This window comes from Bradyrhizobium sp. Ghvi, from assembly GCF_900115265.1.
Taxonomy (GTDB): Bacteria; Pseudomonadota; Alphaproteobacteria; order Rhizobiales; family Xanthobacteraceae; genus Bradyrhizobium.
Genome location: NZ_FOVU01000002.1, coordinates 542,618 through 567,827, shown reverse-complemented (window position 1 = coordinate 567,827; position 25,210 = coordinate 542,618). Strand labels below are relative to the sequence as shown.

Here is a 25,210-nt window from a genome sequence, read left to right as displayed (position 1 = left end):
CCGTCCCCGTTTATGACTTGATCACCGGCTCGTGAGGCGAAATTGTGCCCTGCTGACCCGGGATCATTACCTGCTCAGGCTGTCCCTCCGCTGGTGCTCACTGCGGGGGACGTTGGACCTGAGCCGCTGTTCTGGCTAAGGTGATGTTCTAAAACGGCTTTTGGCCGCTTGCGGATGGTGAACACGTCCAGGGAATCAGGGTAGGGGGCCGCGGTTTCCAAAAGCTTAAGGAACCCTTGCGGGAAAGCCCGGGAATCTCCGTCACTTTTATCGATTTTTGTGCGACGCACAATATTCTTGACTTTTTTGTGCATTGCACTAATTGTGAGCAGAGTCAGGGAGCCGGGGCTTCCGGACGCGAGCCAGGGAAAAGGATTCCAAGATGTTCAAGGTTGAAGACTTTCAGAACTACGGAAAAGAGCATTTCGAGAGCTGCGTCGCCTCCGCGACCTCGGTGCAGCACGGCCTCCAGGCCATCGCCAGCGCCTACGGCGACTACACCAAGAAGTCGTTCGAAGACACCAAGTCTTTCGTCGAGAAGCTGTCCGGCGTGAAGTCGCTGGACAAGGCGATGGAAGCGCAGACCGATTTCGCCCGTTCCGCCTACGAGACGTTCGTCGCGGAATCGCAGAAGATCGCCGGCCTCTACAGCGACCTCGCCAAGCAGGCGTTCAAGCCGGTCGAGACGGTCGTGTCGAAGTTCACCCCGGCCGCTCAGTAACTTTCTGAACTTCTGGAATCGAAAAGCCCGGCTGGTTCAGCCGGGCTTTTTTTAGTTTCTGGCTTCGCGCTGCCTCAGCGCGCCGGGCGCAAGTTCGAGATGGAGGTGCTCCGTCTGGTCGAGGGCCGCCGCGATCCAGCGATTTTACCGTCTCGGCCAGCGATTTTTCAGCACGGATACTGCACGGCGGAAGAGACCCGCGGAAACAGATAATAGCTGTCGGTGATCGGGAGGGTCCCGCTGATCGTATAACCGAGGTTGGGTGTGTATTGGTACGTAACCTGGCCGAGTATCACCGATATGTTGGGGGGCGTGGGAGTGCCGAGGGCCGCTGGCAGAGTTACCGGGTCTGTCAGCGGGGTTCCGTTGAGCGCTTTGCTCCAGGTCACGGTCGGCTTGCCATTGGCGTCCGTGGATATTTCCGACACCACCACTGTCGTGTTCGCTGGGGAATACGGAGCGATCGTCGCCGCCGACGCGCCAAGCATGGTGCTTAGCGATGCGTCGTTGACGCATGCATTACGCGACACCAGGTCCGCGACCGTGTGGGCGGTCTCACTGACCTTGACGCTGATCGCAAACCCGTTGCCGAGCTCCACGCCGCCCACATAGAGCAGCAGCATGAACGGCGCCACGATGGCGAATTCCACCGCGGCCACGGCGCGAGTATCGATCCATAAATTCCGCACGCGATGAAGCCTCCAACTCATGAGTTGATATAAGCCTCGTTCATGAAAGCCGTGGAGGCCATGATCAGACGGTTGCCGTTCGCGAGGTTCGAAAGGTTGAAGCCGAGTGGGCCCATGAAAACGGGCCACTGATACATCACCCGCACGACCACGATGTCGCTTTGTTTGCCAGGGTTGAACTGCCAGGTGTTGGTCACGTTTCCGTTGCTGTCGAAGGTCAGCGTTGGCACGCCCGTGTTCGCCGAACTCCATGAGCCGGCAACCTGGACGTCGATCATCAGCTTGCTGCAGTCGAATAGGATCACAAGGTTTGAGCAGACCGCACTGGCAAACTGGGCCTGGGCCTGAGCCTGGGTCAGGTTCTGGGCCAGGGCCTGCTCCTGCCCCGTCAGGATCGTTCGGCTGGATTGGTTCACCGCCGTCTCCAGATACTGCTGCGCAAAGAAAACCAGGAAGCTCTGGATGATCGCTACCAGCAAAGCGAGGAACGGCGCGCCGATCAGCGCGAACTCGACCGCGGTTGCGCCCTTCCGGTCGGCAACGAATGCGCGCCAGCGGCGGCGTTGGGTGATGGGCTCGACGTGCGTGGCGGTCATGACTGCGTTCCCTACTGAGTCAGGCGAGGGTCGGACGCGACCTTGAGGAACAGCTTTTGCAGTGCGTCGGTAATGTTGCCGCCGTTCTGTACGCGAGTGAACAATCCCGGCGAGGCGCAGGATTCCAGATTAGCGGCAATCTGGCTGGTCAATGGTGCTTGGGCGTTGAACGGCGCGATGTGCGCATTGTACCAGGAGTTCGTCGCGAGCGGTACGTATTCGGTGTAAAGCACCGCGATGCGGATATTCTTGTTCTTGATGGTGGTGCAGATCGTGGTGTCGATCGGTTGCTGGCAGCGAGTATAACCACCGCCAGTTGTGACTGTAGGCTGGCTACAGAACGAAATATTTGTCGAGTCGTCGACGCCGTCGGTGACCAGGAACACCACTTCCTGGGGCGTGTCGCCGGACGAGTTGGTGCCGTTCCCGGGCGTCGGCATAAGGCTGTTAAGGCTGGTCAGCGCGCCTTCGATATTGGTGTCCGTGTCGTCGCGATCGCCAGAGATGCAGGGAGCACTACTCATTTCAGTCTTTGCCAATGACGACGTCGATTGGCAACCGGCGTGTCCGACCGCCATGAGTTGGATGTTGGAGGCCGCATTCTGGATTTGCGCGACCGTGTAGCTGGTCGTCGAGGAGGGGGTCAGCGCGGTTTGCACCACCCCCGGTTTTCCGGAGGGCGCGAAGATCGGTGAACTGCTGCCGGTTGTCGGATTGTTGTTCAGAGCGGTATCGAACGTATAGATCGCGACTCCGTACGTGTTTCTGTTGGCGAACGATATGCTTTGGGCGGTAGTCATCAGGGATTGGACCGCCTGCGTCACCAAATCGATACGCAGCGTGATGCTGTTGTTTCTCGCGACGGCGAGGTTGTCCAGGGTCCTGCAATTCGAGCTGGTTTGGCCCTGGTTTTGACTGCTGGAGGGCGCTGGATTGGCGCCCCTGTCGGCGCAGGGGTAGGCTTCATGGCACGCGAAGCCGCAGTTCTTCGAGTTGCCAACGCTCTGGTTCGCCGTGGCGGCAATCAGGGCGTTGATGTCGTTCGGGGTCGCTCCGATGCCCATCGACGGTGAATCATCAAGCAAGAGATAGAAATTGATGTTGGGCGCGCTCTGGTTGCGTGTTGCTGACTGACCCGAGAACGGCCAGCTCGCCTGGTGCAACACGCCAGGGAAGGCATTGGTCGAGGCCGCGTTGTAGCAGACCTGGACGTTGCGAACGATTTGGTTGTTGCTGTTTTTCGGGTCACTATAGACCGCGTTCGTGCCAGGGCAGGGGGGGTAGGTACAGTAGCCTGTTGTGGGGTCGGGGCTGCTGCAATTGACAGCGACCGTGAGAGTTGGCGTTCCCGCCAGGTTTTTGTTCTGGACCAGAGTATTCGCGGTGATGTTGAAAACGTTCCGCGCATAGGTCTGCGCCACCTGCGGGCTCTGCTGCATCATCGCCGAGGTGACCGCGGCGACACCGGCAGCGTCGGTGGCGGAGTCGAGGTTGACCTTCATGTGTTGCGCATGCGTGTAATCCAGCGCCATGCCCAACAGAAACACGGTCGGAACCATTACGAGCGCAGCGATGACGGCGACGTTGCCCTGCTCGGCGGCGGCAAAACGAGCTAGATGTCGACGAATGCTCCGGGCAACGGGCAGACGAAACATGATTTTCCCCGAAAACGATAACTTCTCTCGATTTCAGGGCGCCCGGTTGAATTCCAGGTAAACTTGACCGTACAAAACCGGGGTTAGTGTCGCGCAAAAGGTCGCATTCCCGCTGCCAACGCTGTTTCTGGTTAATGGCGGTGAAACCCGGGGACGGATTGCTTTGTCAAATCGGTCCGAATTGATTAACTTGTCCAGGATCGCCCGGACCGGGAATCGGGACCGCTGCGGCCGCATCGGCTGGACCTCTGCACGCTTGCGGCGAGCCGGGGGCAGGCCCATATTCCCAGCAATCGATCCGGCCTGACCGGACCGGTGGGAAGCGGCGATCAAGACGGCGCGCCTGCGCGAGGCTCCCGAGGGCGGGGCCGGGCGGCGAGCCGTGATACGCTTCCGTGGGGAATTTGAACGCCTGAGCCATGCCGCAACTGACTTCCAGAGTAGACCTGACCACGGCCGCTGCCGCCCACGCTCCCCGGATGGGCAATGACGAGAACCGTTCCGGTGGCCCAGCGGGTCCGAACACGTCTGTCATCACGAAAGTCAAACCGAAGACCAAGCGGCCTAACCTCTATCGCGTGCTGATCTTGAACGACGACTACACGCCGATGGAGTTCGTCGTCCACGTGCTGGAGAAGTTCTTCCAGAAGGACGTCGAGGCCGCGACCAAGATCATGCTGCACGTCCATCATCATGGTATCGGCGAGTGCGGCGTGTTCACCTACGAGATTGCCGAGACCAAGGTGACGCAGGTGATGGATTTCGCCCGCAAGCACCAGCACCCGCTGCAATGCGTGATGGAAAAGAAGTAGGGCGCGTCACGGCGCGTTCGAAGCCGACCTGACGCATGGCGTACTGTCCCGGCGCAGCTATCGGCAAAACTACGGAAATCCGCGCCGGCGAGAATCTGTCTAAGAATCCTGCCCAAATCGGAACGGGTTTTGCATCGAGAATACGGCAGGTGTCGAGCCGCCGAGTCGCGGAACCGGTCTTTCGCCGCGATCTTGTATAACTATATGTGACAAAGGTTGTTGTTGCCTGACCGGGCGATGGCGATCATGATGGTGGGGGCCATAGAGGACGCGAATGCCGACTTTTTCCCAAAGCCTTGAACAATCCCTGCATCGTGCGCTGGCGATCGCCAATGAGCGTCATCACCAATATGCGACGCTCGAGCATCTCTTGCTCTCCCTGATCGATGATTCCGATGCAGCCGCCGTCATGCGCGCCTGTAGCGTCGATCTCGACAAGCTCCGCACGAGTCTCGTCAACTATCTTGAGACCGAATTCGAGAATCTGGTGACGGACGGCGCCGATGACGCCAAGCCGACCGCCGGTTTCCAGCGCGTGATCCAGCGCGCGGTAATCCACGTGCAGTCCTCCGGTCGCGAAGAGGTGACCGGCGCCAACGTGTTGATCGCGATCTTCGCCGAGCGCGAAAGCCATGCCGCGTATTTCCTGCAAGAGCAGGACATGACGCGTTACGACGCCGTCAACTACATCAGCCACGGCATCGCCAAGCGGCCGGGCGTCTCCGAGGCGCGGCCTGTGCGCGGCGTCGACGAGGAGACCGAGACCAAGGGCAACGAGGACGCCAAGAAGAAGGGCGAGGCGCTCGAGACCTATTGCGTCAACCTCAACAAGAAAGCGCGGGACGGAAAGATTGATCCGGTGATCGGGCGCAATTCCGAGATCAACCGCGCGATCCAGGTGCTGTGCCGCCGCCAGAAGAACAATCCGCTGTTCGTGGGCGAGGCCGGCGTCGGCAAGACTGCGATCGCGGAGGGCCTTGCCAAGCGCATCGTCGACAGCGAGGTGCCGGAAGTCCTGGCGGCTGCGACCGTGTTCTCGCTCGACATGGGCACGCTGCTCGCCGGCACGCGCTATCGGGGCGACTTCGAGGAGCGTCTCAAGCAGGTGTTGAAGGAACTCGAGGCGCATCCCAACGCCATCCTTTTCATCGACGAGATCCACACCGTGATCGGCGCGGGCGCGACGTCGGGCGGAGCGATGGATGCCTCGAACCTGCTCAAGCCGGCGCTAGCCTCTGGCACGATCCGCTGTATGGGTTCGACCACCTACAAGGAATATCGCCAGCACTTCGAGAAGGACCGCGCGCTGGTGCGGCGCTTCCAGAAGATCGACATCAATGAGCCGACCGTCGAGGACGCGATCGCGATCCTCAAGGGCCTCAAGCCTTACTTCGAGGACTACCACCGGCTGAAATATACCAATGAGGCGATCGAGGCTGCGGTGCAGCTCTCCTCGCGCTACATCCACGACCGCAAGCTGCCCGACAAGGCGATCGACGTGATCGACGAGTCCGGAGCGGCGCAGATGCTGGTGGCCGAGAACAAGCGCAAGAAGACGATCGGCATCAAGGAGATCGAGACCACGATCGCTTCAATGGCACGGATCCCGCCCAAGAGCGTGTCGAAGGATGATGCCGAGGTGCTCAAGCATCTCGAGCAGACCCTGAAGCGCACCGTGTTCGGCCAGGATAAGGCGATCGAGTCGCTCGCGGCATCGATCAAGCTGGCTCGTGCCGGCTTGCGTGAGCCGGAGAAGCCGATCGGTTGCTATTTGTTCTCTGGTCCCACGGGCGTCGGCAAGACGGAGGTGGCAAAGCAGCTCGCGGCGAGTCTCGGCGTCGAGTTGTTGCGCTTCGACATGTCCGAATACATGGAGCGGCACACCGTGTCGCGCCTGATCGGCGCGCCTCCCGGTTATGTCGGCTTCGACCAGGGCGGCCTGCTCACCGACGGCGTCGACCAGCATCCGCATTGCGTCGTGCTGCTCGATGAAATCGAGAAGGCGCATCCCGACCTTTACAACGTGCTGCTCCAGATCATGGACCACGGCCGGCTCACCGACCATAACGGCAAGCAGGTCAACTTCCGAAACGTGATCCTGATCATGACCACGAACGCGGGTGCTTCGGATCTCGCCAAGCAGGCATTCGGTTTCACGCGCTCGAAACGGGAAGGCGACGACCACGAGGCGATCAACCGGCAGTTCGCGCCGGAATTCCGCAACCGCCTCGACGCCATCGTTTCGTTCGGTCATCTCAGCGTCGAGGTGATCGGCACCGTCGTCGAGAAGTTCGTGCTTCAGCTCGAAGCGCAGCTCGGCGACCGCGACGTCACCATCGAACTGTCCGAGCCCGCCAAGGCCTGGCTGGTCCAGCATGGTTACGATGAGCAGATGGGCGCGCGCCCCATGGCCCGCGTGATCCAGGAGCACATCAAGAAGCCGCTGGCTGATGAGGTGCTGTTCGGCAAACTCAAGAGCGGTGGCCACGTCCGCGTCGTTCTGGTCAAGGACGAGGCCGACGAAACCAAGGACAAGATCGGGTTCGAGTTCGTCGAGGGCCCGGTCACGCCGAAGCAGGAAAAGCTCCCCGGCGCCCGCAAGCGTCCACCGGGTAAGCCCAACAAGCCGGGCGGCGGCTCCAAGGGGCCAACCTCGAAGGGCCCGCTGGTCAAGGTTTGATCGGCATAGCGTGAATCGAAAAGGCCGGCTGAGAAGCCGGCCTTTTTGTTTGCGTCGCAATGCCGGGTTCTAGGTACCGGCTTCGGGTGCCGTTGCGGCCGGCGGCCTTGGTTTCCTCGCCACGGGCGGCCGGGCGCGGGGAGGAGCGGATGGCTGCATCGTCACGATGACCGGATTCGGCTTGTGATCAGTTGCCGCGCCCGTTGCGGCATCGACGCCCATGCCCACGACGCCGCCGAGCAGGAGATTGCCGGCAAAACCGGCGGCCCCTCCGGTCTGGATGTCGCGGCTAAGCGGAACGATCTGCGGCTCATAGCCTTCCTTTTGGAAGGTGATGGAAATATCGGCGTTCCGCTTCACGACGATGGAGCATGGCGTCACGCAGGTGGTTGGTACGTCCATGCCGCTAACGACGGCTTCAGCGCCGGAAGGTGTCGACGCAATGCTGATGTTCTCAGTCGTCCCGCGCGTGACAGACGCGCAGCCGCCCAGCATGACGCTGAGCGCCACAATTTCAAATAAGCGCATGAAATGAAATTCCCCAAACCCTTGCGCAATCAAGCGCAAGCGGGGCGCGAGAGCAATAGGCCATTGTTCTGAATAGTTCAGCCGCGCACAGATTGTGCGTAGACCCTGCTGTAATTTCGGCGTGGGCGCGGCTCATTCGCCGCGGAGGCGCTGGTCGTCTTGCACGCGGACCTGTTCGGCGCCGCGCGAGCCCGCCGGCGATAGCCGCAACATGCTCAGCATGGCGCCGCAGAGGGCAAATCCCACGCCGGTGAGGAGCGCGATGCGGGTCCCATCGATCGGATAGCGGCCGAGGAAGAGCGCGACCAGCGCAGCTCCGGTGGTCTGGCCGAGCAGGCGCGCCGTGCCCAGCATGCCGCTGGCGCCGCCGGCGCGCTCGCGTGGGGCGGCGGCGATCATGGTGCGATTGTTGGGCGTCTGGAACAGGCCGAAGCCGGCCCCCGCCAGCGCCATCCGCCAGGTGACATCGAGCGGCGTCGGGCTTGCCGGCAGGAGGGCGAGCGTGGCGAGGCCACAGGCGAACAGTGCGAGCCCGATGCCGCCGAGCAGGCCGGCCGGATAGTGCTCGACCAGACGGCCGGCCATGGGCGCTGCAAACGCCACCGCGATCGGCCATGGCGTGATCAGCAGGCCCATATGCACGGCCGAATAGCCGAAGCGGCTCTGAAGATAGAAGGGGATCGCAACGAAGGCCAGCATCTGCCCGCAGAACGAGGCGATCGAGGTCGCAATCGACAGCCCGAACACCGGGATGCGCAATAGATCGACCGGCAGCAGCGGAGATTTCATGTGCGTTTCGCGATAGACAAGCAACGCGCCGGCGACGATCGCGATGGCGAACTGGATGAAACAGGTGATCGCCGCCTCGCCGTGGCCGACGCTATCGATCGCGGCGATGCCAACGCCGAAGGTGATCGCCGAAAGCCCCGCGCTCTGCCAGTCGAAGGAATGACTCGCTGGCGTCGTATGCGGCAGGCTGCGTACGCCGAGCACGAGTGTGGCGATGCCAAGCGGGACGTTGATGGCGAACAGCCACGGCCAGCTGCCGACTGAAAGGATGCCGGCAGCGAGCGTCGGACCGACGGCAGCGGAGAAGGCGACCACGAGCGCGTTGAGCCCGATGCCGCGGCCGAGCAGGCTCCGTGGATAGGTAAAGCGTACCAGCGCCGAGTTGACGCTCATGATGCCGGCCGCGCCGAACCCCTGGATGATGCGGGCGATGGTGAGCAACGGCAGCGTATGCGCCATCGCGCAGAAGGCGGATGCGAGCGTGAACAGCACGAGCCCGACCAGATACACGCGGCGGTAGCCGACGATCTCGCCAAGCGAGGCCAGCGGCAGCAGCGAGATGGTGATCGCGAGCTGGTAGCCGTTGACGATCCAGATCGAGAACGCAGGGCTCGCATTCAGGTCGGCTGCGATCGTCGGCAGTGCGACGTTGGCGATAGCGCTGTCGACCACGGCCATGATGATGCCGAGCGCAATAGTCAGCACCGCTTGGTTGCGCTGCGGCTGCGGCAGGCCGTCGACGTGCTCGATTGTGGTTGACGACATCGTAAAGCGTGTTCGGTTGAGGCGCGGTTACTGGTCCGCAACTTGGTCCGACCCGGGATGGTTCCAGCCAAAGCCGCAGGCATTTCAGCCCTATTTCGACCTCCGCTGCTCCTGAATCGCCCTGAGGTAGCTTACCACTGCTTCGGCGTCGTCACGGCCGAATCGAGCCGTCGGCATGGCGCGATGAATGCTGCTGTAGCCATCTTGAAGGCGCTGCATGAAACCGGGATCATAGACTTTGTTCTCGCCGAGATAACGGAACGGCGGCGCCAGTTCGTTCGGGCTCGCGCCGGTCCTGCCGACAGCGTGGCAGCGCGCGCACATCCGCTGCAGTATTGCTTCGGCGCTTCGCTGTTCGAGGTCCAGGGCTTGACTTGCGGTGGTCCACAGAACGCCGATGGCCAGCAGGATCGGCGCGAACCCCTTCATCGTGTGCTCCCGTCATTCCCAGCGCGAGGTTGCCTTGGCCCAGACGTAGAGCGCAATCAAGGCGATCGTTACCCCCGTGGAGAAGATCAGAATGCGGCGATCCCAATCGATCCTCTCTCGCTCCGCTCTTCCGAACGAGAGAACCGTGAACAGGGCCTTCATGGCAAGTCGGCGCATCGGAAGCCTCGCGACGGTCGCAGGATGCCACGACCGACGCTAGCGCGCTTGATTCAGCTCAAGGGCGGGTGGGCGCTGATATGTCGCGACGATGGCTGAGTGGAGGTCAGTGCCGCAGCTGGCTTTGCCTGTAGTCGCGTGGCGACATGCCGAAATGTTCGCGAAAGACGCGACCGAAATGCGAGACGTCGTTGAAGCCCCAGGCAAACGCAATTTCGCCGATGTGGCGGTGGGCGAGCACGGGCGAGGCGAGGTCGCGCTTGCATTGGGCGAGGCGCTCCGCGAGCACATGGCGCTGGAACGAGGTATCCTCGTCGGCGAGGAGATCATTGACATAGCGCGATGAGATGCCGAGCGCGGCGGCGGTCTCGGCCAGCGAGAGATCGGGATCGGCGAGGCGTGTGCGGATATGCGCCTTGAGCCGGCAAAGCAGGGCGGAGCGATGGGTCGAGGAGGGCAGCGAAGTCTTGCCGAGCCGCTCGCTGAGCGCCATCGCCAGCAAGTCGGCGGCCTGCTCGGACAAAGCGGCGGCGCTGTTGGGCGCGAGCCGGTCCGCGCTTTGGCAAAGCCTGAAGATGAAATCATAGGCCAGCCGTTCGAGCGGCGCATCGGCCCCGAACGTGATCGCGGTGAGCGTCTCGGTGCCGCCCAGCCGCCGCTGCAACATCTCGCGGGGCACCTTGAAGATGGTCTGGGAGAAGGTGTCCCGGAACTTCAACTCATAGGGACGCGTGGTGTCGTAAAGCGCGAACTCACCGGGATGGATTACGGTCTCGCGGCCGTCCTGCACCACGCCGCCATCGCCGCGGTTGCCGAGCGCAACCAGGACATAGTCCTGATCCGAGCGCGCGATGCGCGATGGCGTGCGGAAGACGTGTTGGCGGTCGGAGCGCACCTCGGAGCAAACGGCTTTGCCGAGCGGGACCTGCGTGACTGAGCCGTGAAAGGCGCTGCCCAGATCCGACTTGCAATCGAGTCCGACGAAGACGTCGCAAACGATGTCCTGCCAGAGAGCGAGCCGCCGGTAGCCGGGGCTGCCGTCTGTCGTGAACTGGATCGTCATCGGCAGGCCTCCCTTTCTACATCCAGCAAAAACCAGACCAAGCCCGACCGCAGGCAAATTCCGTACCGGGGGCGGCAATCCCTTCCAGTCGAGTTTTTGTTCCGCTGTGGTCGAGCGCATGCCCGCGCAGCTTGGCCCAATAGACTGCATCGGACGTGGTCTTGGATCAACCGGCAAGGAGGTGGCAATGGGCATTGAACATCCGAAATACAAGGTCGCGGTGGTGCAGGCGGCGCCGGCCTGGCTCGACCTCGACGCCTCGATCGACAAGTCGATCGCGCTGATCAGGGAGGCCGCGGAGAAAGGCGCCAAGCTGATCGCCTTCCCGGAGGCCTTCATCCCCGGCTATCCCTGGCATATCTGGATGGACTCGCCGGCCTGGGCGATCGGCCGCGGCTTTGTGCAGCGCTATTTCGACAACTCGCTGTCCTATGACAGCCCGCAGGCCGAACGTTTGCGCGACGCCGTCCGCAAGGCCAGGCTTACGGCCGTGATCGGTTTGTCCGAACGGGACGGCGGCAGCCTTTATCTGGCGCAATGGCTGATCGGGCCGGACGGCGAGACCATCGCAAAGCGTCGCAAATTGCGACCGACCCATGCCGAGCGCACCGTCTATGGTGAGGGTGATGGCAGCGATCTTGCGGTCCATGCACGCCCCGACATCGGCCGCATCGGCGCGCTGTGCTGCTGGGAACATCTCCAGCCACTGTCCAAATACGCCATGTACGCCCAGAACGAGCAGGTGCATGTGGCGGCCTGGCCGAGCTTCTCGCTGTACGATCCTTTCGCGCCGGCCCTCGGTGCCGAGGTCAACAACGCCGCTTCGCGCGTCTACGCGGTTGAAGGGTCTTGTTTCGTGCTGGCGCCTTGCGCGACCGTCTCGCAGGCGATGATCGACGAGCTCTGCGATCGACCGGACAAGAACGCGTTGCTGCATGTGGGTGGAGGTTTTGCCGCGATCTATGGCCCCGACGGCAGCCAGATCGGCGACAGGCTCGCGCCCGACCAGGAGGGGCTGCTGATGGCTGAGATCGATCTCGGCGCCATCGGCGTTGCCAAGAACGCGGCCGATCCGGCCGGGCATTACTCGCGACCTGACGTCACGCGGCTGCTGCTCAACAAGAAGCCGTACAAGCGGGTCGAACAGTTCGCTCTGCCGGTCGACACCATCGAGCCCACGGATATTGCCGCGGCAGCGAGCTGATCACCGAGAGGGGAGAGACGACGATGGAATCCGCAATTCCCGCGCATCTTGAGACCCCACGCACGCGCCACAAGCGCGTGCCGGATGACTACCAACCGCCCTATCCGTCGTTTGTGGCACGGTATAAGCCTGCGGTCGGCCGCGTCGTGATGGCTTATTTTGGCGTGCAGTGTCGCAGGTCAGCAGAGACGGCTGCGACGGACGCGCTCATGGAAATCGCAGGGCTCTTTGCCAGCGAGGACGGCCCCTCGCATTGGGATCGCGCGCACTATATCGACCAGGCCGGCCACGCGAACATTGTCTCAGTGGCCTATTGGGACGACATCACGCGATTCGACGCTTGGTTCGCGCCGGCGCGCGAGGCTTGGACTGGAAAGCAGCGTGAGCACATCGGCACCTTCATCGAGGTGCTGCGTCCCGTCGTAGCGCGGCACGAGACCTTGTTCTCGTCGCTCGGGAGACCCGAAGGTATTGCTGTGATTGCGGACGGCATGAGCGGCGAGGTGCAGGAGCACGCCTATTGGGGTGGCATGCGCGATCGCATTCCGCTGTCGCAGACCGATCCGATGTCGCCGAATGGCGGTCCCGAGCTGATCCGCGACGGCGCACGGATGCGCGTGAAGGCGCACGACAATCTCTGCCTGATCCGTTCCGGGCAAGACTGGAGCGATACCGAGGCGTCGGAACGAAAGCTCTATCTCGACGACGTCGAGCCGGTGCTGCGCGAGGGCATGGATTTTCTCCGCGACGATGGCCTTGCGATCGGTTGCTATGCTAACCGCTATATGCAGGTGCTCTCCGCTGACGGTAGCGCAAGTGAAAAATCCTATGGTCAAAGCTGGTGGAAGAGCCTGGCCGCATTGGAGCGGTGGGCGGAATCGCATCCGACCCACGTGAAGATATTCGGTGCAGCGATGAAGTATCTCTCGACGCTGGGGCCGTCAGCGAAGCTGCGGCTCTATCACGAGGTCACGGTGGCCGCCGCCGATGAGCAGTTCTTCGAATATCTCAACTGCCATCCGAAGACAGGGATGCTCGCGGCGGTCGAGACGATCCCCGCTTAGGCCATGCAGTGGCCGAGCAGTTCCGGATGCGCGGCACAGATGTGATGTGCGCCGGCATCCTTTAGCTCGGCCTCGCTGCCATAGCCATAGAGCACGCCTATCGCCGTCATGCCGTTGGTCCGGGCACCGACAACGTCGTGGCTGCGGTCGCCGATCATGATAGCGCTGCCCGCATCGACCCTGGTCTCCTCGAGCGCGTAGCGGAGCAGGTCACGCTTGTCGACGCGCGTCCCATCGAGCTCGGAGCCGAACACGCGCTCGAAATAGGGCCTTAAGTCGAAATGGTCGACGATGCGGGTGGCATAGACCGCAGGCTTGCTGGTCGCGACAAACATGCGCGGCGTCGTCGCGGCAAGCGTCGCCAGCGTCTCGATGATGCCAGCATAGGCTTCGTTCTCAAATAGGCCGACATCGCTGAATCGCTCGCGGTAGAGCAGCAGCGCCCGGTCAGCCAGTTCCGGGCTACCCGTGAGCTTCTGGAGGCTCGCATGCAGCGGCGGCCCGATGCACCAGGTCAGCTCATCCTGATCAGGGACCGCAAGGCCCAGCCTTTCCAAGGCGTACTGGATCGAACGCGTGATCCCGGGTTTCGGGTTGGTCAGCGTGCCGTCGAGGTCAAAGAAGATCGTTGCCATCAGGAGTCAGCCCGGGTTGAAACTGCCGGCCCGTTGCTAGTCGGATCGGACTTCAAGTCAAGAGCCGTCGCCTCATTGCTGTTTCGCCCATTCCACGATCGCGGCGGCATCTGTGCCCGCCTGCGCTTCCCAAGCGGTGATCGTGCCCGTCGCGGCCGTTCGCAGCGCCGCGATGAGGGACGCAGGTGCTGGCTCGGTGATGTGGACGCCATTGTCGCGCATGCGCGCATAATTTTCGGTCGTGCGATGGGCCAGCAGTGCGAGTTGGCTTTGCTCGGTCTCAGTCGCGGCGGCCAGCACCTCGCGCTGCATCGGCTCGGGCAGCGCGGCGAATGCCTCGTTCCGGACGAAGGCGATCGATATCGGCATTGCGTAGTTGATGGCTGCGAAATAGGGCAGAAAGTCCCACAGCTTGCGTCCTGCGCCGCCATCTCCGGACGTGAGGAATGCGTTCAGCCGGTGCTCCCTGAGCCCGGCAAGCGCGGTGTCCATCGGAAGGAATTGCGTGTTCACGCCGGCCGCCTTCATCACCTCGCTGGAATTGGCATCGTAGGCGCGCAGGTTGAGTTTCGGCAGATCATCGGCGCCCGCGAGCGGCCGGTCTGACCACAGGCCCGTCGCCGGCCAGATCGTCAGGTAAAGCAGCTTGAGGCCGCGGGCGGCGAGGGCCTTTTCGTAAAGCGGCCGCGCACGCGAATTGACGGCGCGGGCGATATCGACCGATTGCACGACGAAGGGAAGAGTTGAAAGACCAAGCACGGGGTCCACGCCAGAAAGCGCGCCCGCGAAGGCATCGCCCCCGGCGATCCGGCCGTCCAGCGCCGCGCGCGGCATCTCGCCCGAACTGATCTTCAGCTGATTGTCGAAAGCGTTGGCCACCGTCACCAAACCGTTCGTGCGCGCGGCGACGCGATCGGCGAAAGTGGCAAGCCCAATCCCGGATATGTTGTTCTCTGGATATTCGGTGGTCATCCGCCAGACGGCTTGAGCGGTACCGTTCGGGCTGATTTGCGCCTTGGTCGGTGCGGCGCAGAACATGAGCGCGGCGAAGACGAAGACAAGGATGGTATGGATCCGTCGGGCAGGGGAAAGCATTGGGAGAATCAGGTCACGCAGCATCGATTGGCAACTCGTCGAACTATGGCACATCGCCGCGATATGGCAGATCGTCTTGTTGCATACCGCGCCCGCGCCCGCCGCAATGATGCGTGGGCAAGGATGGCGCGAGCAGCGTCACTCGTCATCGTCGCAATGCTGGTCCCGGCGACGGGGGGAGCGGCCGAGGACAGCTCGTCGGCAACGGCTGATACCGCGGCCCCGAGCGTCCAAGCGCCTGAGACGCCGCCTGCCACGCCACCGGAGAAGCCTGCGGATGGCCGCGAAAGCGATACGCGGGAATCGATCTGCCTGATCGTGGAAGCCGCCGCGCGCGATGCCAATCTGCCGCTGGAATTCTTTGCCCGGGTGATCTGGCAAGAGAGCCGCTTCCAGGCCGATGCGGTGGGACCCACGACGCGCAGCGGCGAGCAGGCGCAGGGGATCGCACAGTTCATGCCGGGCACAGCAAGCGAGCGGGGGCTGCTCAATCCGTTCAATCCGGTGCAGGCCCTGCCGAAGTCGGCGGAGTTCTTGAACGAGCTGCGCAACCGGTTCGGCAATCTCGGTCTGGCCGCCGCCGCCTATAATGCCGGGCCGCGACGGGTGCAGGAATGGCTCGCCGGCACCGGTGGCATGCCGGAGCAGACCCGCAACTACGTCTATGCCATCACCGGGGCAACGGTCGACGCATGGGCCAAGGCGGGCAGCACCGGCAAGGCGCCGCCGAGCTCCCCGCCGACGAGCTGCCGCGACCTGATGGCGCTGTTGAAGCGCGCGCCGAACCCGTTCGTCGCTGAGCTCGAGCAGCATGTCGAGCTTGCGGCCGCCAAGATATGGGGCGTGCAGCTCGCCGCCGGCTTCGACCGCAACAAGGCGCTGGCGATGTACTCTCGCGCGGTCACACGCCTCAGCAGCGTAATCGGTGACCGCGATCCCAGCCTGTTGAGCTCGGTCATGCGAAGCCGTGGTTCGCACGCCTTCTACCAGGTGCGCATCGGCGCCGACACGCGACCCGAGGCGGACGATCTCTGCAATCGCATCCGGAAAGCGGGCGGGGCGTGTTTCGTGCTGAAGAACCGGGGCGTTAGGGGTTAGGACGTGCTGCGCGCACGCGATCCCGCTGACTCCGCTTTGCGGGCGTTTTGCCGGTGAAGTCTTCATGCTGGCCGGCACGTGGTGGTTAGGCTAAAACCCTCGCGAACAGCCAAGGAACTGGAAATATGGTTCGCGAAAACGAGCTCCGCGAAGGTGAGGTCGCCATCGAGCTGCCTTCGACAGAGGATGCCGGCCTCGTCTTCATCGGCCGCATCCGCACGCCCTGGGCCTCGCGGCTGGAGACGCCGCGGCAGGGACGTACCGATGGCCCGGTCTGCCGCCTGGAGATTTTCGAGCCCTTCGTGCCGGCGATCAAGGGCGTCGACTTCTACAGCAATCTCGAAGTGCTCTATTGGCTCGACAAGTCGCGCCGCGACATCGTGCTGCAAAGCCCCAAGAACAACGAGAAGACCCGCGGCACATTTTCGCTGCGCTCGCCGGTCAGGCCCAATCCGATCGGCACCTCGATCGTGAAGCTCGTTGGCATCGAGGGAAGTGCCATTCTGGTGCGCGGGCTCGATTGCATCGACAATACGCCGCTGATCGACATCAAGCCTGATCGCTGCGAATTCACCCCGCTGGCCGCGCCGCAGCCGGGGGATTTTCAGACGGAGTGACGATCAGCCCGCCTTCAGCGCCGCGATCAGCTTGGTCGCGTTCTCTTCCAGGACCTTGACGTCTTCCTGGCGGCTTGCGGGCGGCAGCATCGCAACGCCGTCGTGGCGGGGCATCACGTGCATGTGGAGATGAAACACGACCTGTCCGCCGGCGGGCTCGTTGAACTGTTGCACGGTGATGCCGTCGGCGTTGAACGCCTTCATCGCGGCGATCGCGATCTTCTTCGCAGCCCGCGCCACATGGGCGTAGTCGTCCGGCGTGACGTCGAGGATGTTGCGGGCAGGGGCCTTCGGGATCACAAGCGTGTGGCCGGGGACGCGCGGCATGATGTCAAGGAAGGCGAAGACGTGTTCGTCCTCGTACACCTTGTAGCAGGGCAGCTCACCACGCAGGATCTTCGCGAAGATGTTGTTGGTATCGTAGGTGGTCATGGCGGCGGCTCCCGAGAGTTTTGCGCTTACTGTCACCAGCCACGGCAGGCCGTCAAGGCGCCTCGTCGGCGCCCTTGCGGAAGGGGCCGAGTTCGGCCAGCTCTCGTCCGGCTTCCGCGACATAGGCGCGCTCGCGCTTGAGGTACTCGTCGATGGCGCGGCGCAGGCCCGGATCGGCGATGAAATGAGCCGAGTAGGTGGTTCGCGGCAGATAGCCGCGCGCGATCTTGTGCTCGCCTTGCGCGCCGGCTTCGACATGAGCGAGGCCGTGGTTGATCGCAAAATCGATCGCCTGGTAGTAGCAGACCTCGAAATGCAGGAACGGATGATGCTCGACCGCTCCCCAATTGCGGCCGAACAGCGTGTCCGAGCCGATGAAATTGATGGCGCCAGCAATCCAGCGATCGTTGCGGCGGGCCATGACCAGCAGCACGTCCTGGCTCATGGTCTCGCCGATCAGCGAGAAGAACTCGCGTGTGAGGTACGGCCGACCCCATTTGCGCGAGCCGGTCTCCATGTAGAATTCGAAGAAAGCGTCCCAGGCATCCTCGGTGATGTCTTTTCCGGTGAGCCAGTGGATGGTGATTCCCGAGGCGAGCGCATCGCGCCGCTCGCGCTTGATCGATTTGCGGTGACGCGAATTCAGCGTGGCCAGGAAATCGTCGAAGCCGGCAAAGCCCTCGTTGTGCCAGTGGAACTGCTGGTCGGTGCGCTGAAGGAAGCCGTGCTGGGCGAGCAGCTTCCACTCGGCTTCGCGCGCAAAGGTGACGTGGACGGAGGAGGCCTTGCTGACGCCGCACAGCGCCACCAGCCCGCTCGCCAGCGCCTCCATGACGCGCTCGCGATCGACGCCGTCGCGGACCAGCAGCCGGGGGCCTGTGGCCGGCGTGAACGGAATCGAGACCTGGAGCTTCGGATAATAGCGCCCGCCGGCGCGTTCATAGGCGTCCGCCCAGCCGCGGTCGAAGACGTATTCGCCCTGACTGTGCGACTTCAGATAACAGGGCACGACGCCGGCGACGCGGCCGTCGATTTTGGCCACCAGATGTCGCGGTCCCCAACCCGTGCGGATCGTTGCCGAACCCGATTTCTCGACCGCCGAAAGAAATGCATGCGAGACGAACGGGTTGTAGGCCGGTCTTAAGACCCCGAGGGAATCGCCTGGAAGGGCGGATGAGGTTCCATAGCTGCCCCCATTGCAGCGGCCAGCGGGATTGGCGCAGGCGTCCCAATCCGCGGGCGAGACTTCGCTCATGGAGGGGACGGCCTCGAGCGTAATTTCGGATGATGCCATTGAGCCCAAGATCGTGCATTGCAGCAGCGACTTCAAGGGGCGGGGAACATCAAGCTTACGGCACGAACCCCTCAAAGATCATCTGATCGGCATGCTGTCCGACCCGCGAGCGCTGCTCGGGCGTGCGCACGGTCCAGCCGAGCAGGGCGCAGCCGAAGATGTTGCGGGCGATCCAGGGGGCGGGCGCCGGGAGGTGGTCGACCTTGAAGGCGACGAAGTGCGGCCGGGTCTGGAAGCCGTGACGAAGGTGCAGCATGCTGTCGCGCTGCTGCTGCGTCAGGTGGGCCCAGTATTCGTCCTCATAGCTCCGCTGCGCGACGATGCCGCGCGGGCGGTTCGGCAGCAAGTCGCGCAGCGCCAGCACCTGGTCGGGATCGAAGGACATGCCGACAGCTGGCCCGTCATAGGACGCCAGCACTTCGGCCATCCGCTTCACCAGCTTGCGGTCGCCGTCAAAACGGCTCTTCACCTCGATCACCAGCGGCACGCGGCCGGCGACCATGGTGCAGAGGTCGCTGAGCGACATCATCCGCTCGGGCGTATCCTTGAACGGGATCGCCTTGAGCTCGGCGGCGGTTTTCGCGACTACCGGTCCGGTGGCCTCGGTGAGGCGGCCGAGCGCATGGTCGTGGTGCACCATCGCCTCGCCGTCAGCCGAGAGCTGGATATCGACCTCGATCGAGAAATTACCCGCGATTGCGGCTTGCACCGCGCCCGGCATGTTCTCGACGATGCCACGGGAAATGTCGTGCAGGCCGCGATGGGCGACCGGCCGGGCTGTCAGCCAATTCGGAGCACGCACGAGTTGCTGACCTCAGGCGACCTCGAACACGCCTTCGACCTCGACGGCCGCATCCGCCGGCAACGAGGCGACGCCGACGGTGGTGCGGGCGTGGCGGCCCTTGTCACCGAAGGCCGCGACCATCAGGTCCGAGGCGCCGTTCAGCACCTTGGGCCCATCCAGGAAATCGGGCGCCGAATTGATGAAGCCGCCAAGGCGCACCACGCGCACCACCCTGTCGAGGTCGCCGACCGCCGCTTTGACCTGCGCAAGCAGGTTGACGGCACAGCCGCGCGCGGCCGCCGCGCCGTCATCGAGCGAGACGCCGGCGCCCAGCTTGCCCTTGGCGATCAGCTTGCCGGCGGGATCGAAGCAGACCTGACCGGAGACGAACAGCAGATTGCCGGTGCGCACGAACGGCACGTAATTGGCGACCGGGGTCGGGGCCTCGTGCAGCTTGATGCCTTGTTCCGCCAGTTTCTGCTCGACCGTGCCCGCCATGTTCGACCTCGTTGTCCAAAATCCGTTCAGGAATTCATCTGCCCGGGCGCGTCCAGAGGAGGCCGGGCGGCGCCATGTTTCGCCCATCGGGCCGCCACATGCAAGCAACCGGAGACGGCGGCAATTTGTTGAGACCGGACCGGCGGATCAAACCCAGCGCCGCAACTTTACGTGAAACGGCCTCAGTTGCGGCGCAATGGAACGGTCATTAAAATGTCGAATCTGCGCTTTCCCCAAGGACGCATCCTCAAGGAACAGACATGGTGCACTTTTTCCGGACTTCGCTCGGTGTGATGGCGCTCGCGGCGGTGGCTTCTGGTCTCGGCGGTGGGGCGCAGGCGGCCAGCGGTCCGTTCCTCGCGCACCAGGCGCTGTATGACCTCAGCCTCGTCAAATCGCGCTCCAACTCGATCAACAGCGCGCGCGGCCGTATCCTCTACAACTTCACCGGAAGCTCCTGCGAGGGCTATACCTCCGAATTCCGCCAGGTCTCCGAACTCGACAGCGGCGAGGGTAAGGTCACGCTCAGCGACCTCCGCTCCAATTCCTGGGAGGACGCCGCTGGGAAAAGCTTCCGCTTCAAGATCGAGACGCGGATGAACGAGACCGAGGCTGGCCTCGTCGACGGCTCTGCGGAACGCGACGGCGATCATATCAACGTCAAGCTGAAATTGCCGGCGCCGAAGAGCTTTACCCTCGACGGCAAGATCGTGTTCCCGACCGAGCAGATCCAGCGCATCATTGCGGCTGCCAAGGAGGGCAAGTCGCTGCTTGAGCTCTCCGTCTACGACGGCTCCGACGACGGCCAGAAGGTCTACAACACGTTGACCGTGATCGGGCAGCCGATCCCGGCCGACCACACCGCTTCGCCAGATCCGTCGACCTCGGACGAGCACATGAAATCGCTGACACGCTGGCCCGTGACCGTCAGCTATTTCGACCACGACGTCCAGCAGAAGGAGGGCGAGCAGACGCCTGTTTATGCGATGTCGTTCGAACTCTACGAGAACGGCGTCTCCCGTCAGCTCGTGCTCGACTACAATGATTTTGTCATTTCCGGTGCGATGGGCAAGTTCGACGTCAAGGACAGCAAGCCCTGCAATTAGGGGGTGAGGCTGGCTCTCGAGACGATCTCCAGCTACGCTCCCTGCCAACCATAAACTCCGGGAGCCAGCCCATGCCCAAGTTCGATCATCTCCGCCCCAGCGGCCTGCACCACAATCCCGCTTATTCCCACGTCGTCACCGCCTCCGGCGCGCGCACGATCTACATCTCCGGCCAGGTGTCGGTGGACGAGGAGGGGCGGATCGTCGGCGAGGGCGAAATCGCCGCGCAGACCACGCAGGTGATGCAGAATCTCGGCCACGCGCTGAAGGCGGCCGGCGCGACCTACGCCAACATCGTGAAGATCACGACCTTCGTCGTCGGCTACAAGCCGGAGTTGCGCCCCATCATCGGCAAGGCCCGCTCGGTCTTCTTCGAAGGCATGGAGCCGCCGGCCTCGACTCTCGTCGGCGTCTCCGCGCTCGCCGCGCCGGAATGGTTGATCGAGATCGAGGCGATCGCGGTCGCGGATTGAGGGCGTCCTACTCGACGCGGGCGACGCGTCGCCCTTGCCGGGCCGCGCCCGCCCGCGCTTTTCGCAAAACGTGAAAACAACCCCATGCACAGTAGAAACGCAATACCGGAACGGCGCGTGAGTTCGTTTTTTTAGAATTGACTTTGACGCGTCGGGCAAAACAGTGGTACTATGCCATGATAGCCATCCGAATATCGCAACGGCCGATCGAGGCGGGCGAGAAGCGGACTCACTTCGTCCGAGCTATTCCTGAGCGGCTGATAGGTTGGCTGACCCACCACCGATCCCACCGGCAGCAGTCCGCGAACTTGAAGAAGAAACCGGCTATTCGCCGAGCAGCATCACGAGCCTAGGAACTTGCTTTGACGATTCAAGCAAGAATTCGAATCTCGTGCATATTTTCCTTGCGAGCGGATGTGTGCTGACAGGAAAGCAATCTCTTGACGAGTTGGAAGAGACGGCAGGCGTTGAAGTCGTGCTGATGTCGCTGCAGGAAGTGATTGAAGCGCTCGAAAACGGAGAAATAAAATCCATGTCTTCAGTTGCCGCGGGCTATAAGGCGCTGCGCGCAATCGGAGCATAAAGCACGAAGGCTGCCCAGCGACCAATCATCCCTGATGAAGTGGCCCGGGGCCGCTCTGACGGCAGGCTGCGGCTCAAGGTAGTCCCTTTGTCATCGTAAAGGGATTGAACCCACGTGCCGCTAGGGCAGCCCACGAAGCTGCGCCAAGATGCGACAATCGGAAATAGTGTCGCGGCTTGCTCGGGTCGGTGTCCAACACGAATCCCGTCGGTAAGGCGCGGACACTCGTGGCATAGAACCCGCCATCGGGTGATCTCTGAGATTCGATGATAGCGATCAAGGATTCTGCCCTCTCAGTCCTGCCGAGCAATCTCATCAAGAGAGCCATTTGGCCCGTTCCTTCGGTCCACATACCGTCCCGGTTCTCACCGTAGGAAAAGCCTCCGCCAACACTCATTCGCTGTTCGGCAGTCGTAATTGCCGATGCAAATTGCCCGGCCGCGCCGTGAAGCGCTGTCAAGGGCCAAATCTGGGCATCCAGAGCCAAAATCGGATTATGCGTGACACCGTCTTCGGCGGTCCCTGCGGCGAAACAGCCGCACCCCGGATCCCACATCGTATCTACGAAGTACTCAGCAAGCATTGCCTGATCGCGCCAGCGCGACTCGCCTGTACGGACGGCAAGAAGGTTAAAAGCGGCGGCGAGGTCAGTATTATGTTCAGTCGATTTCCATGTCCGCACTTCCGGCGTCGGCTCATGCCCAAACGTACCGCCCGTGAAGCCGCCAGTACCGCGCGTGTCGGTCCATTGCATGACCCAGGCGCCAAGCCGTGCGGCACCGTCGCGGAATCGAGAGCCAGTGTTCACATCAATCGACAGCAACGCCAACATGGCCCAGGCCATGTTACCAACGTCGCTGCCCACCTGATATCGATCCTCTAGCCATCTGTTCTGAGTATTGTCCCACCAACCTGGAAGTTTTGCGGGGCCATTCGCGACCACACCCGCGGCGTATGCGTTCCGGAGCCGCCCATCATGCCAGGTGCGGTCGTTATCGATGGCCCAGAGAATCGCCGAGCCAATTCGATACGCCTTGTCTCCCTCGCCGCAACCGACCAATGCGATGGCCGCTACCGCATTGTCATAGAGGTAGGCGGCGCCATGAAGAGGCCCCGATTCGACGGTCGGATAGCTGGACAGGAACAACGGCCGCGATGGCGATGTCGTATCGATTAGACCAGCGAGGTATCGGCACGCTGACGCTTCCGGTGTTGCTTGAGCCCGGAGTGGAGTGGCGACCACAATGAAAGACGCTACGATCCATACGAAGGTTGCTATTCGGCCCACTTGCTGCTCTCCGGGTGGACGATGATGGTCCTATCTATACCCATAGGGCGATGTCTTGAAGCGGCCCTTCAGCGGCCTCGGCAGACGTCCGCTTTCCCGCCGCTGTTGGGGATTGAGCAGACATCAGGTGGCTGCTTGTGACACAGCCTGGGCTCAGTTCGGCCCGCTCCATGTTTTGCAACAGAGTCAGGGTGTCATCGGCCCTGTCGTAAGGCACGAAGAGGTGGTCGTGATGAAACGCTGACACGGCGTTGACGCTGACGCCGGCTGCGGCGAGGCGCGTGGTGATGGCCGCCAGAAATCCGACGGGATACGGATCGGTCGCTCTGTAGCCTACGGGAAGATTGGACGTCCCGTCGACGGCATGACGGCTCCAAGGGTATTGCCACAAATTCCCGGAACGACTGACCGCACGAGCGGTTACCTGCAAGCCGTTCGATCGCTGCTCAGCGAAAGGGAAGTTGGCGCTTGCTTGATCTTTGGTACAAGAACGCCGTCATCTACAGCCTCAACGTGGCCACCTACAAAGATGGCAATGGGGACGGAATCGGCGACTTCAAGGGACTAACCGAGCAGCTCGATCACATCGCCCAGCTCGGCGTAAATTGCCTGTGGTTGCTTCCATTTTATCCCAGTCCCGGACTGGACCACGGCTACGATGTCACGGACTACTACAACATTGCGCCGGCACTCGGCACATTGGGCGATTTCGTCGAGTTCAGTCATCAAGCCCGTTTGCGGGGACTGCGGCTGATAGTCGATCTTCCCATCAATCACACCTCCGACAGGCACCCCTGGTTTCAGCAGGCTCGCGCCGATCCGTCGTCGCCGTTTCGGGAATATTACGTCTGGTCAACCAGCGAACCCGAAAACAGCACAGAAGGCGTTGTATTTCCCGGGGTTCAACTCAGCGTGTGGACCTACGACCTCTGCGCGCAATCGTGGTATTACCACCGCTTCTACCAACATCAACCTGACCTCAACATCGGCTGCGCTGCCGTCCGCGAAGAGATATTCAGGATCTTTGGCTTCTGGCTTGAGCTCGGTGTATCGGGATTCCGAATAGACGCTGCGCCATTCGTTGTCGAGGAAATACGTCCAGACCGTCCGGCGAAGCGCCGGTATGAGTTCTTCGCCGAACTCCGCAATTTCCTTTCCTGGCGCAAAGGTGACGCGGTCTTGCTGGCGGAAGCAAATGTGGCTCCCGCCGAGCTTCAGCATTATTTCGGCGATGGATCGCGGATCCACATGCTATTTGCGTTTCTTTTGAACCAGCATTTGTTTCTCGCCCTTGCACGCGAAAGTGCCGAACCGCTGCGGCGCTGTATGACTCAGCTGCCTCGATTGCCGCAATTCGCGCATTGGGCCCAATTTCTGCGCAATCACGATGAGCTGGACCTCGGCCGTTTAACTTCTGAAGAGCGCGACCAAGTATATGCTGCGTTCGGTCCAACCCGCAAAATGCAACTTTATGGACGGGGAATTCGGCGCCGGCTCGCCTGCATGTTCGGAAACGACCGCCGCCGCATCGAGCTGGCATTCAGCCTACTGTTCAGTCTGCCTGGCACACCGGTCATTTACTACGGTGACGAACTGGGCATGGGCGACGATTTGACGCTTCCGGAGCGATGGCCCGTACGTACGTGCATGCAATGGACGGATGACGAAGACGGCGGATTCTCCACGCGACGGGGACATCGTTTGCTTCATCATGTGATCCGCGAGGGCCAATACGCACCAGCCAAGGTGAATGCGATTGCCCAGCAGCGCGACCCGGACTCGCTGTTCAATTGGTTACGTCGTCTGGTCGAGATGCGCCAGTCCTGCCCGGAGATCGGTTGGGGTGAATGCACCGTTCCCGAAAGTAACTGTCCCGCTGTCTTGATCCAGCATTTCGTGTGGGAAGGCAAATTCGTGCTCGTTCTGCACAACTTGTCGCAAAACGGCTGCTGCACGGAAGTCAAAGACGTTCCAGCGGGACGGAAGCTGACCGATATATTCGGCAACCGGATTTACGACAAACCCAGCGCCGACGGCACCGCTATCGAGCTTGATGGCTACGGCTATCGGTGGTTTCGCCTCGACTAAGCCGATGGACGGCACCTCGACGACAAGCCGCGGCTCCCAAGGTACCG

26 protein-coding genes and 1 pseudogene are annotated in these 25,210 nt (G+C 62.3%); 11 read left to right on the top strand and 16 right to left on the bottom strand.

What is annotated here, in order from left to right; translation table 11 throughout:
* The first annotated feature begins 382 nt into the window (after positions 1-382).
* Positions 383-721, top strand: coding sequence for a phasin family protein (locus tag BM374_RS09495; RefSeq protein ID WP_092291229.1), 339 nt, complete (start codon positions 383-385; stop codon positions 719-721).
* A gap of 167 nt (positions 722-888) precedes the next feature.
* Here the strand turns inward: BM374_RS09495 and BM374_RS09490 are convergent, their stop codons facing one another.
* The 3 genes from BM374_RS09490 to BM374_RS09480 are packed head-to-tail and all read right to left on the bottom strand — an operon-like array spanning position 889 to position 3,661.
* Positions 889-1,380, bottom strand: a complete 492-nt coding sequence (locus BM374_RS09490; RefSeq protein ID WP_244552563.1) for a TadE/TadG family type IV pilus assembly protein — start codon at positions 1,378-1,380, stop codon at positions 889-891.
* 47 nt (positions 1,381-1,427) lie between these two features.
* A complete protein-coding gene (locus BM374_RS09485; RefSeq protein WP_092291225.1) occupies positions 1,428-2,006 on the bottom strand; it encodes a TadE/TadG family type IV pilus assembly protein in 579 nt (192 codons plus the stop codon).
* A gap of 11 nt (positions 2,007-2,017) precedes the next feature.
* A complete protein-coding gene (locus BM374_RS09480; protein ID WP_092291223.1) occupies positions 2,018-3,661 on the bottom strand; it encodes a TadE/TadG family type IV pilus assembly protein in 1,644 nt (547 codons plus the stop codon).
* Between the two features lie 479 nt (positions 3,662-4,140).
* Here BM374_RS09480 and clpS point away from each other — a divergent pair, with 479 nt between their 5' ends.
* On the top strand, positions 4,141-4,473 hold the full coding sequence (gene clpS / locus BM374_RS09475) for an ATP-dependent Clp protease adapter ClpS (protein ID WP_177248230.1): 333 nt from the start codon (positions 4,141-4,143) through the stop codon (positions 4,471-4,473).
* A gap of 274 nt (positions 4,474-4,747) precedes the next feature.
* Complete coding sequence (gene clpA, locus BM374_RS09470) at positions 4,748-7,153, top strand: ATP-dependent Clp protease ATP-binding subunit ClpA (RefSeq protein ID WP_092291219.1); 2,406 nt, start codon at positions 4,748-4,750, stop codon at positions 7,151-7,153.
* Positions 7,154-7,222: 69 nt separating this feature from the next.
* Here clpA and BM374_RS09465 read toward each other — a convergent pair whose 3' ends face one another.
* From BM374_RS09465 to BM374_RS09450, 5 genes are all read right to left on the bottom strand, one after another.
* The gene (locus tag BM374_RS09465) at positions 7,223-7,681 is read right to left on the bottom strand and encodes a PEGA domain-containing protein (protein ID WP_092291217.1); all 459 of its coding nucleotides are present in this window, start codon (positions 7,679-7,681) and stop codon (positions 7,223-7,225) included.
* 132 nt (positions 7,682-7,813) lie between these two features.
* Positions 7,814-9,235 carry an MFS transporter gene (locus tag BM374_RS09460; RefSeq protein ID WP_092291215.1) on the bottom strand — a complete coding sequence of 474 codons (1,422 nt, stop codon included), beginning with the start codon at positions 9,233-9,235 and terminating at the stop codon, positions 7,814-7,816.
* Between the two features lie 90 nt (positions 9,236-9,325).
* On the bottom strand, positions 9,326-9,664 hold the full coding sequence (locus BM374_RS09455; RefSeq protein WP_092291213.1) for a c-type cytochrome: 339 nt from the start codon (positions 9,662-9,664) through the stop codon (positions 9,326-9,328).
* Between the two features lie 12 nt (positions 9,665-9,676).
* On the bottom strand, positions 9,677-9,841 hold the full coding sequence (locus tag BM374_RS38500; protein ID WP_177248192.1) for a hypothetical protein: 165 nt from the start codon (positions 9,839-9,841) through the stop codon (positions 9,677-9,679).
* Between the two features lie 106 nt (positions 9,842-9,947).
* On the bottom strand, positions 9,948-10,904 hold the full coding sequence (locus tag BM374_RS09450) for an AraC-like ligand-binding domain-containing protein (RefSeq protein ID WP_092291211.1): 957 nt from the start codon (positions 10,902-10,904) through the stop codon (positions 9,948-9,950).
* 187 nt (positions 10,905-11,091) lie between these two features.
* Between BM374_RS09450 and BM374_RS09445 the strand changes: the two genes are divergently transcribed.
* Both BM374_RS09445 and BM374_RS09440 read left to right on the top strand, forming a co-directional pair.
* Complete coding sequence (locus BM374_RS09445) at positions 11,092-12,108, top strand: carbon-nitrogen hydrolase family protein (RefSeq protein ID WP_092291209.1); 1,017 nt, start codon at positions 11,092-11,094, stop codon at positions 12,106-12,108.
* A 23-nt stretch (positions 12,109-12,131) separates the two neighbouring features.
* Positions 12,132-13,172, top strand: coding sequence for a phenylacetaldoxime dehydratase family protein (locus tag BM374_RS09440; RefSeq protein ID WP_092291207.1), 1,041 nt, complete (start codon positions 12,132-12,134; stop codon positions 13,170-13,172).
* On the opposite strand, the gene BM374_RS09435 is transcribed toward BM374_RS09440, so the two are convergent.
* Positions 13,169-13,807: an HAD family hydrolase gene (locus tag BM374_RS09435; RefSeq protein WP_092291205.1), complete on the bottom strand. Its 639-nt coding sequence runs from the start codon at positions 13,805-13,807 to the stop codon at positions 13,169-13,171. The genes BM374_RS09440 and BM374_RS09435 overlap by 4 nt on opposite strands.
* 72 nt (positions 13,808-13,879) lie before the next feature.
* Positions 13,880-14,926 carry a TRAP transporter substrate-binding protein gene (locus tag BM374_RS09430; protein ID WP_177248191.1) on the bottom strand — a complete coding sequence of 349 codons (1,047 nt, stop codon included), beginning with the start codon at positions 14,924-14,926 and terminating at the stop codon, positions 13,880-13,882.
* Between the two features lie 99 nt (positions 14,927-15,025).
* Here BM374_RS09430 and BM374_RS09425 point away from each other — a divergent pair, with 99 nt between their 5' ends.
* Together BM374_RS09425 and tsaA are read left to right on the top strand one after the other, a co-directional pair.
* A complete protein-coding gene (locus tag BM374_RS09425) occupies positions 15,026-16,000 on the top strand; it encodes a lytic transglycosylase domain-containing protein (RefSeq protein WP_177248190.1) in 975 nt (324 codons plus the stop codon).
* A 125-nt stretch (positions 16,001-16,125) separates the two neighbouring features.
* Positions 16,126-16,617, top strand: coding sequence for a tRNA (N6-threonylcarbamoyladenosine(37)-N6)-methyltransferase TrmO (tsaA, locus tag BM374_RS09420; RefSeq protein WP_092291201.1), 492 nt, complete (start codon positions 16,126-16,128; stop codon positions 16,615-16,617).
* A 3-nt stretch (positions 16,618-16,620) separates the two neighbouring features.
* Here the strand turns inward: tsaA and BM374_RS09415 are convergent, their stop codons facing one another.
* From BM374_RS09415 to BM374_RS09400, 4 genes are read right to left on the bottom strand one after another with little or no spacing between them, the layout of a single operon-like run.
* On the bottom strand, positions 16,621-17,049 hold the full coding sequence (locus tag BM374_RS09415; protein ID WP_092291199.1) for an HIT family protein: 429 nt from the start codon (positions 17,047-17,049) through the stop codon (positions 16,621-16,623).
* A 52-nt stretch (positions 17,050-17,101) separates the two neighbouring features.
* Positions 17,102-18,343, bottom strand: coding sequence for a GNAT family N-acetyltransferase (locus tag BM374_RS09410; protein WP_092291902.1), 1,242 nt, complete (start codon positions 18,341-18,343; stop codon positions 17,102-17,104).
* A 55-nt stretch (positions 18,344-18,398) separates the two neighbouring features.
* Positions 18,399-19,145: a glycerophosphodiester phosphodiesterase gene (locus BM374_RS09405; RefSeq protein ID WP_092291197.1), complete on the bottom strand. Its 747-nt coding sequence runs from the start codon at positions 19,143-19,145 to the stop codon at positions 18,399-18,401.
* Positions 19,146-19,157: 12 nt separating this feature from the next.
* Positions 19,158-19,625 carry a RidA family protein gene (locus BM374_RS09400; protein ID WP_092291195.1) on the bottom strand — a complete coding sequence of 156 codons (468 nt, stop codon included), beginning with the start codon at positions 19,623-19,625 and terminating at the stop codon, positions 19,158-19,160.
* Positions 19,626-19,885: 260 nt separating this feature from the next.
* Here BM374_RS09400 and BM374_RS09395 point away from each other — a divergent pair, with 260 nt between their 5' ends.
* The 3 genes from BM374_RS09395 to BM374_RS09385 all read left to right on the top strand — a co-directional run bounded on the left by BM374_RS09395 (position 19,886) and on the right by BM374_RS09385 (position 21,787).
* Positions 19,886-20,731, top strand: a complete 846-nt coding sequence (locus BM374_RS09395) for a cell envelope integrity EipB family protein (protein ID WP_092291193.1) — start codon at positions 19,886-19,888, stop codon at positions 20,729-20,731.
* Between the two features lie 71 nt (positions 20,732-20,802).
* The gene (locus BM374_RS09390; protein WP_092291191.1) at positions 20,803-21,204 is read left to right on the top strand and encodes a RidA family protein; all 402 of its coding nucleotides are present in this window, start codon (positions 20,803-20,805) and stop codon (positions 21,202-21,204) included.
* 265 nt (positions 21,205-21,469) lie between these two features.
* Positions 21,470-21,787, top strand: coding sequence for an NUDIX hydrolase (locus tag BM374_RS09385; protein ID WP_092291189.1), 318 nt, complete (start codon positions 21,470-21,472; stop codon positions 21,785-21,787).
* A 73-nt stretch (positions 21,788-21,860) separates the two neighbouring features.
* Here the strand turns inward: BM374_RS09385 and BM374_RS09380 are convergent, their stop codons facing one another.
* On the bottom strand, positions 21,861-22,934 hold the full coding sequence (locus BM374_RS09380) for a hypothetical protein (protein ID WP_092291187.1): 1,074 nt from the start codon (positions 22,932-22,934) through the stop codon (positions 21,861-21,863).
* Between the two features lie 304 nt (positions 22,935-23,238).
* Positions 23,239-23,382 (bottom strand): annotated as a pseudogene (locus tag BM374_RS39340) (ACT domain-containing protein); the annotation flags it as partial.
* 161 nt (positions 23,383-23,543) lie between these two features.
* On the opposite strand from BM374_RS39340, the gene BM374_RS09370 reads away from it, so the two are divergent.
* On the top strand, positions 23,544-25,163 hold the full coding sequence (locus tag BM374_RS09370) for an alpha-amylase family protein (RefSeq protein ID WP_092291185.1): 1,620 nt from the start codon (positions 23,544-23,546) through the stop codon (positions 25,161-25,163).
* Positions 25,164-25,210: the final 47 nt, after the last annotated feature.

Coding starts and splice junctions, on each gene's coding strand:
- BM374_RS09400 (WP_092291195.1), bottom strand. CDS start 19,625: ATGGCGGGCACGGTCGAGCAGAAACTGGCGGAACAAGGCATCAAGCTG.
- BM374_RS09410 (WP_092291902.1), bottom strand. CDS start 18,343: ATGGCATCATCCGAAATTACGCTCGAGGCCGTCCCCTCCATGAGCGAA.
- BM374_RS09495 (WP_092291229.1), top strand. CDS start 383: ATGTTCAAGGTTGAAGACTTTCAGAACTACGGAAAAGAGCATTTCGAG.
- BM374_RS09395 (WP_092291193.1), top strand. CDS start 19,886: ATGGTGCACTTTTTCCGGACTTCGCTCGGTGTGATGGCGCTCGCGGCG.
- BM374_RS09455 (WP_092291213.1), bottom strand. CDS start 9,664: ATGAAGGGGTTCGCGCCGATCCTGCTGGCCATCGGCGTTCTGTGGACC.
- BM374_RS09425 (WP_177248190.1), top strand. CDS start 15,026: ATGGCGCGAGCAGCGTCACTCGTCATCGTCGCAATGCTGGTCCCGGCG.
- BM374_RS09485 (WP_092291225.1), bottom strand. CDS start 2,006: ATGACCGCCACGCACGTCGAGCCCATCACCCAACGCCGCCGCTGGCGC.
- BM374_RS38500 (WP_177248192.1), bottom strand. CDS start 9,841: ATGCGCCGACTTGCCATGAAGGCCCTGTTCACGGTTCTCTCGTTCGGA.
- BM374_RS09390 (WP_092291191.1), top strand. CDS start 20,803: ATGCCCAAGTTCGATCATCTCCGCCCCAGCGGCCTGCACCACAATCCC.
- BM374_RS09450 (WP_092291211.1), bottom strand. CDS start 10,904: ATGACGATCCAGTTCACGACAGACGGCAGCCCCGGCTACCGGCGGCTC.
- tsaA (WP_092291201.1), top strand. CDS start 16,126: ATGGTTCGCGAAAACGAGCTCCGCGAAGGTGAGGTCGCCATCGAGCTG.
- BM374_RS09435 (WP_092291205.1), bottom strand. CDS start 13,807: ATGGCAACGATCTTCTTTGACCTCGACGGCACGCTGACCAACCCGAAA.
- BM374_RS09440 (WP_092291207.1), top strand. CDS start 12,132: ATGGAATCCGCAATTCCCGCGCATCTTGAGACCCCACGCACGCGCCAC.
- clpS (WP_177248230.1), top strand. CDS start 4,141: ATGGGCAATGACGAGAACCGTTCCGGTGGCCCAGCGGGTCCGAACACG.
- BM374_RS09465 (WP_092291217.1), bottom strand. CDS start 7,681: ATGCGCTTATTTGAAATTGTGGCGCTCAGCGTCATGCTGGGCGGCTGC.
- clpA (WP_092291219.1), top strand. CDS start 4,748: ATGCCGACTTTTTCCCAAAGCCTTGAACAATCCCTGCATCGTGCGCTG.
- BM374_RS09480 (WP_092291223.1), bottom strand. CDS start 3,661: ATGTTTCGTCTGCCCGTTGCCCGGAGCATTCGTCGACATCTAGCTCGT.
- BM374_RS09460 (WP_092291215.1), bottom strand. CDS start 9,235: ATGTCGTCAACCACAATCGAGCACGTCGACGGCCTGCCGCAGCCGCAG.
- BM374_RS09415 (WP_092291199.1), bottom strand. CDS start 17,049: ATGACCACCTACGATACCAACAACATCTTCGCGAAGATCCTGCGTGGT.
- BM374_RS09445 (WP_092291209.1), top strand. CDS start 11,092: ATGGGCATTGAACATCCGAAATACAAGGTCGCGGTGGTGCAGGCGGCG.
- BM374_RS09430 (WP_177248191.1), bottom strand. CDS start 14,926: ATGCTGCGTGACCTGATTCTCCCAATGCTTTCCCCTGCCCGACGGATC.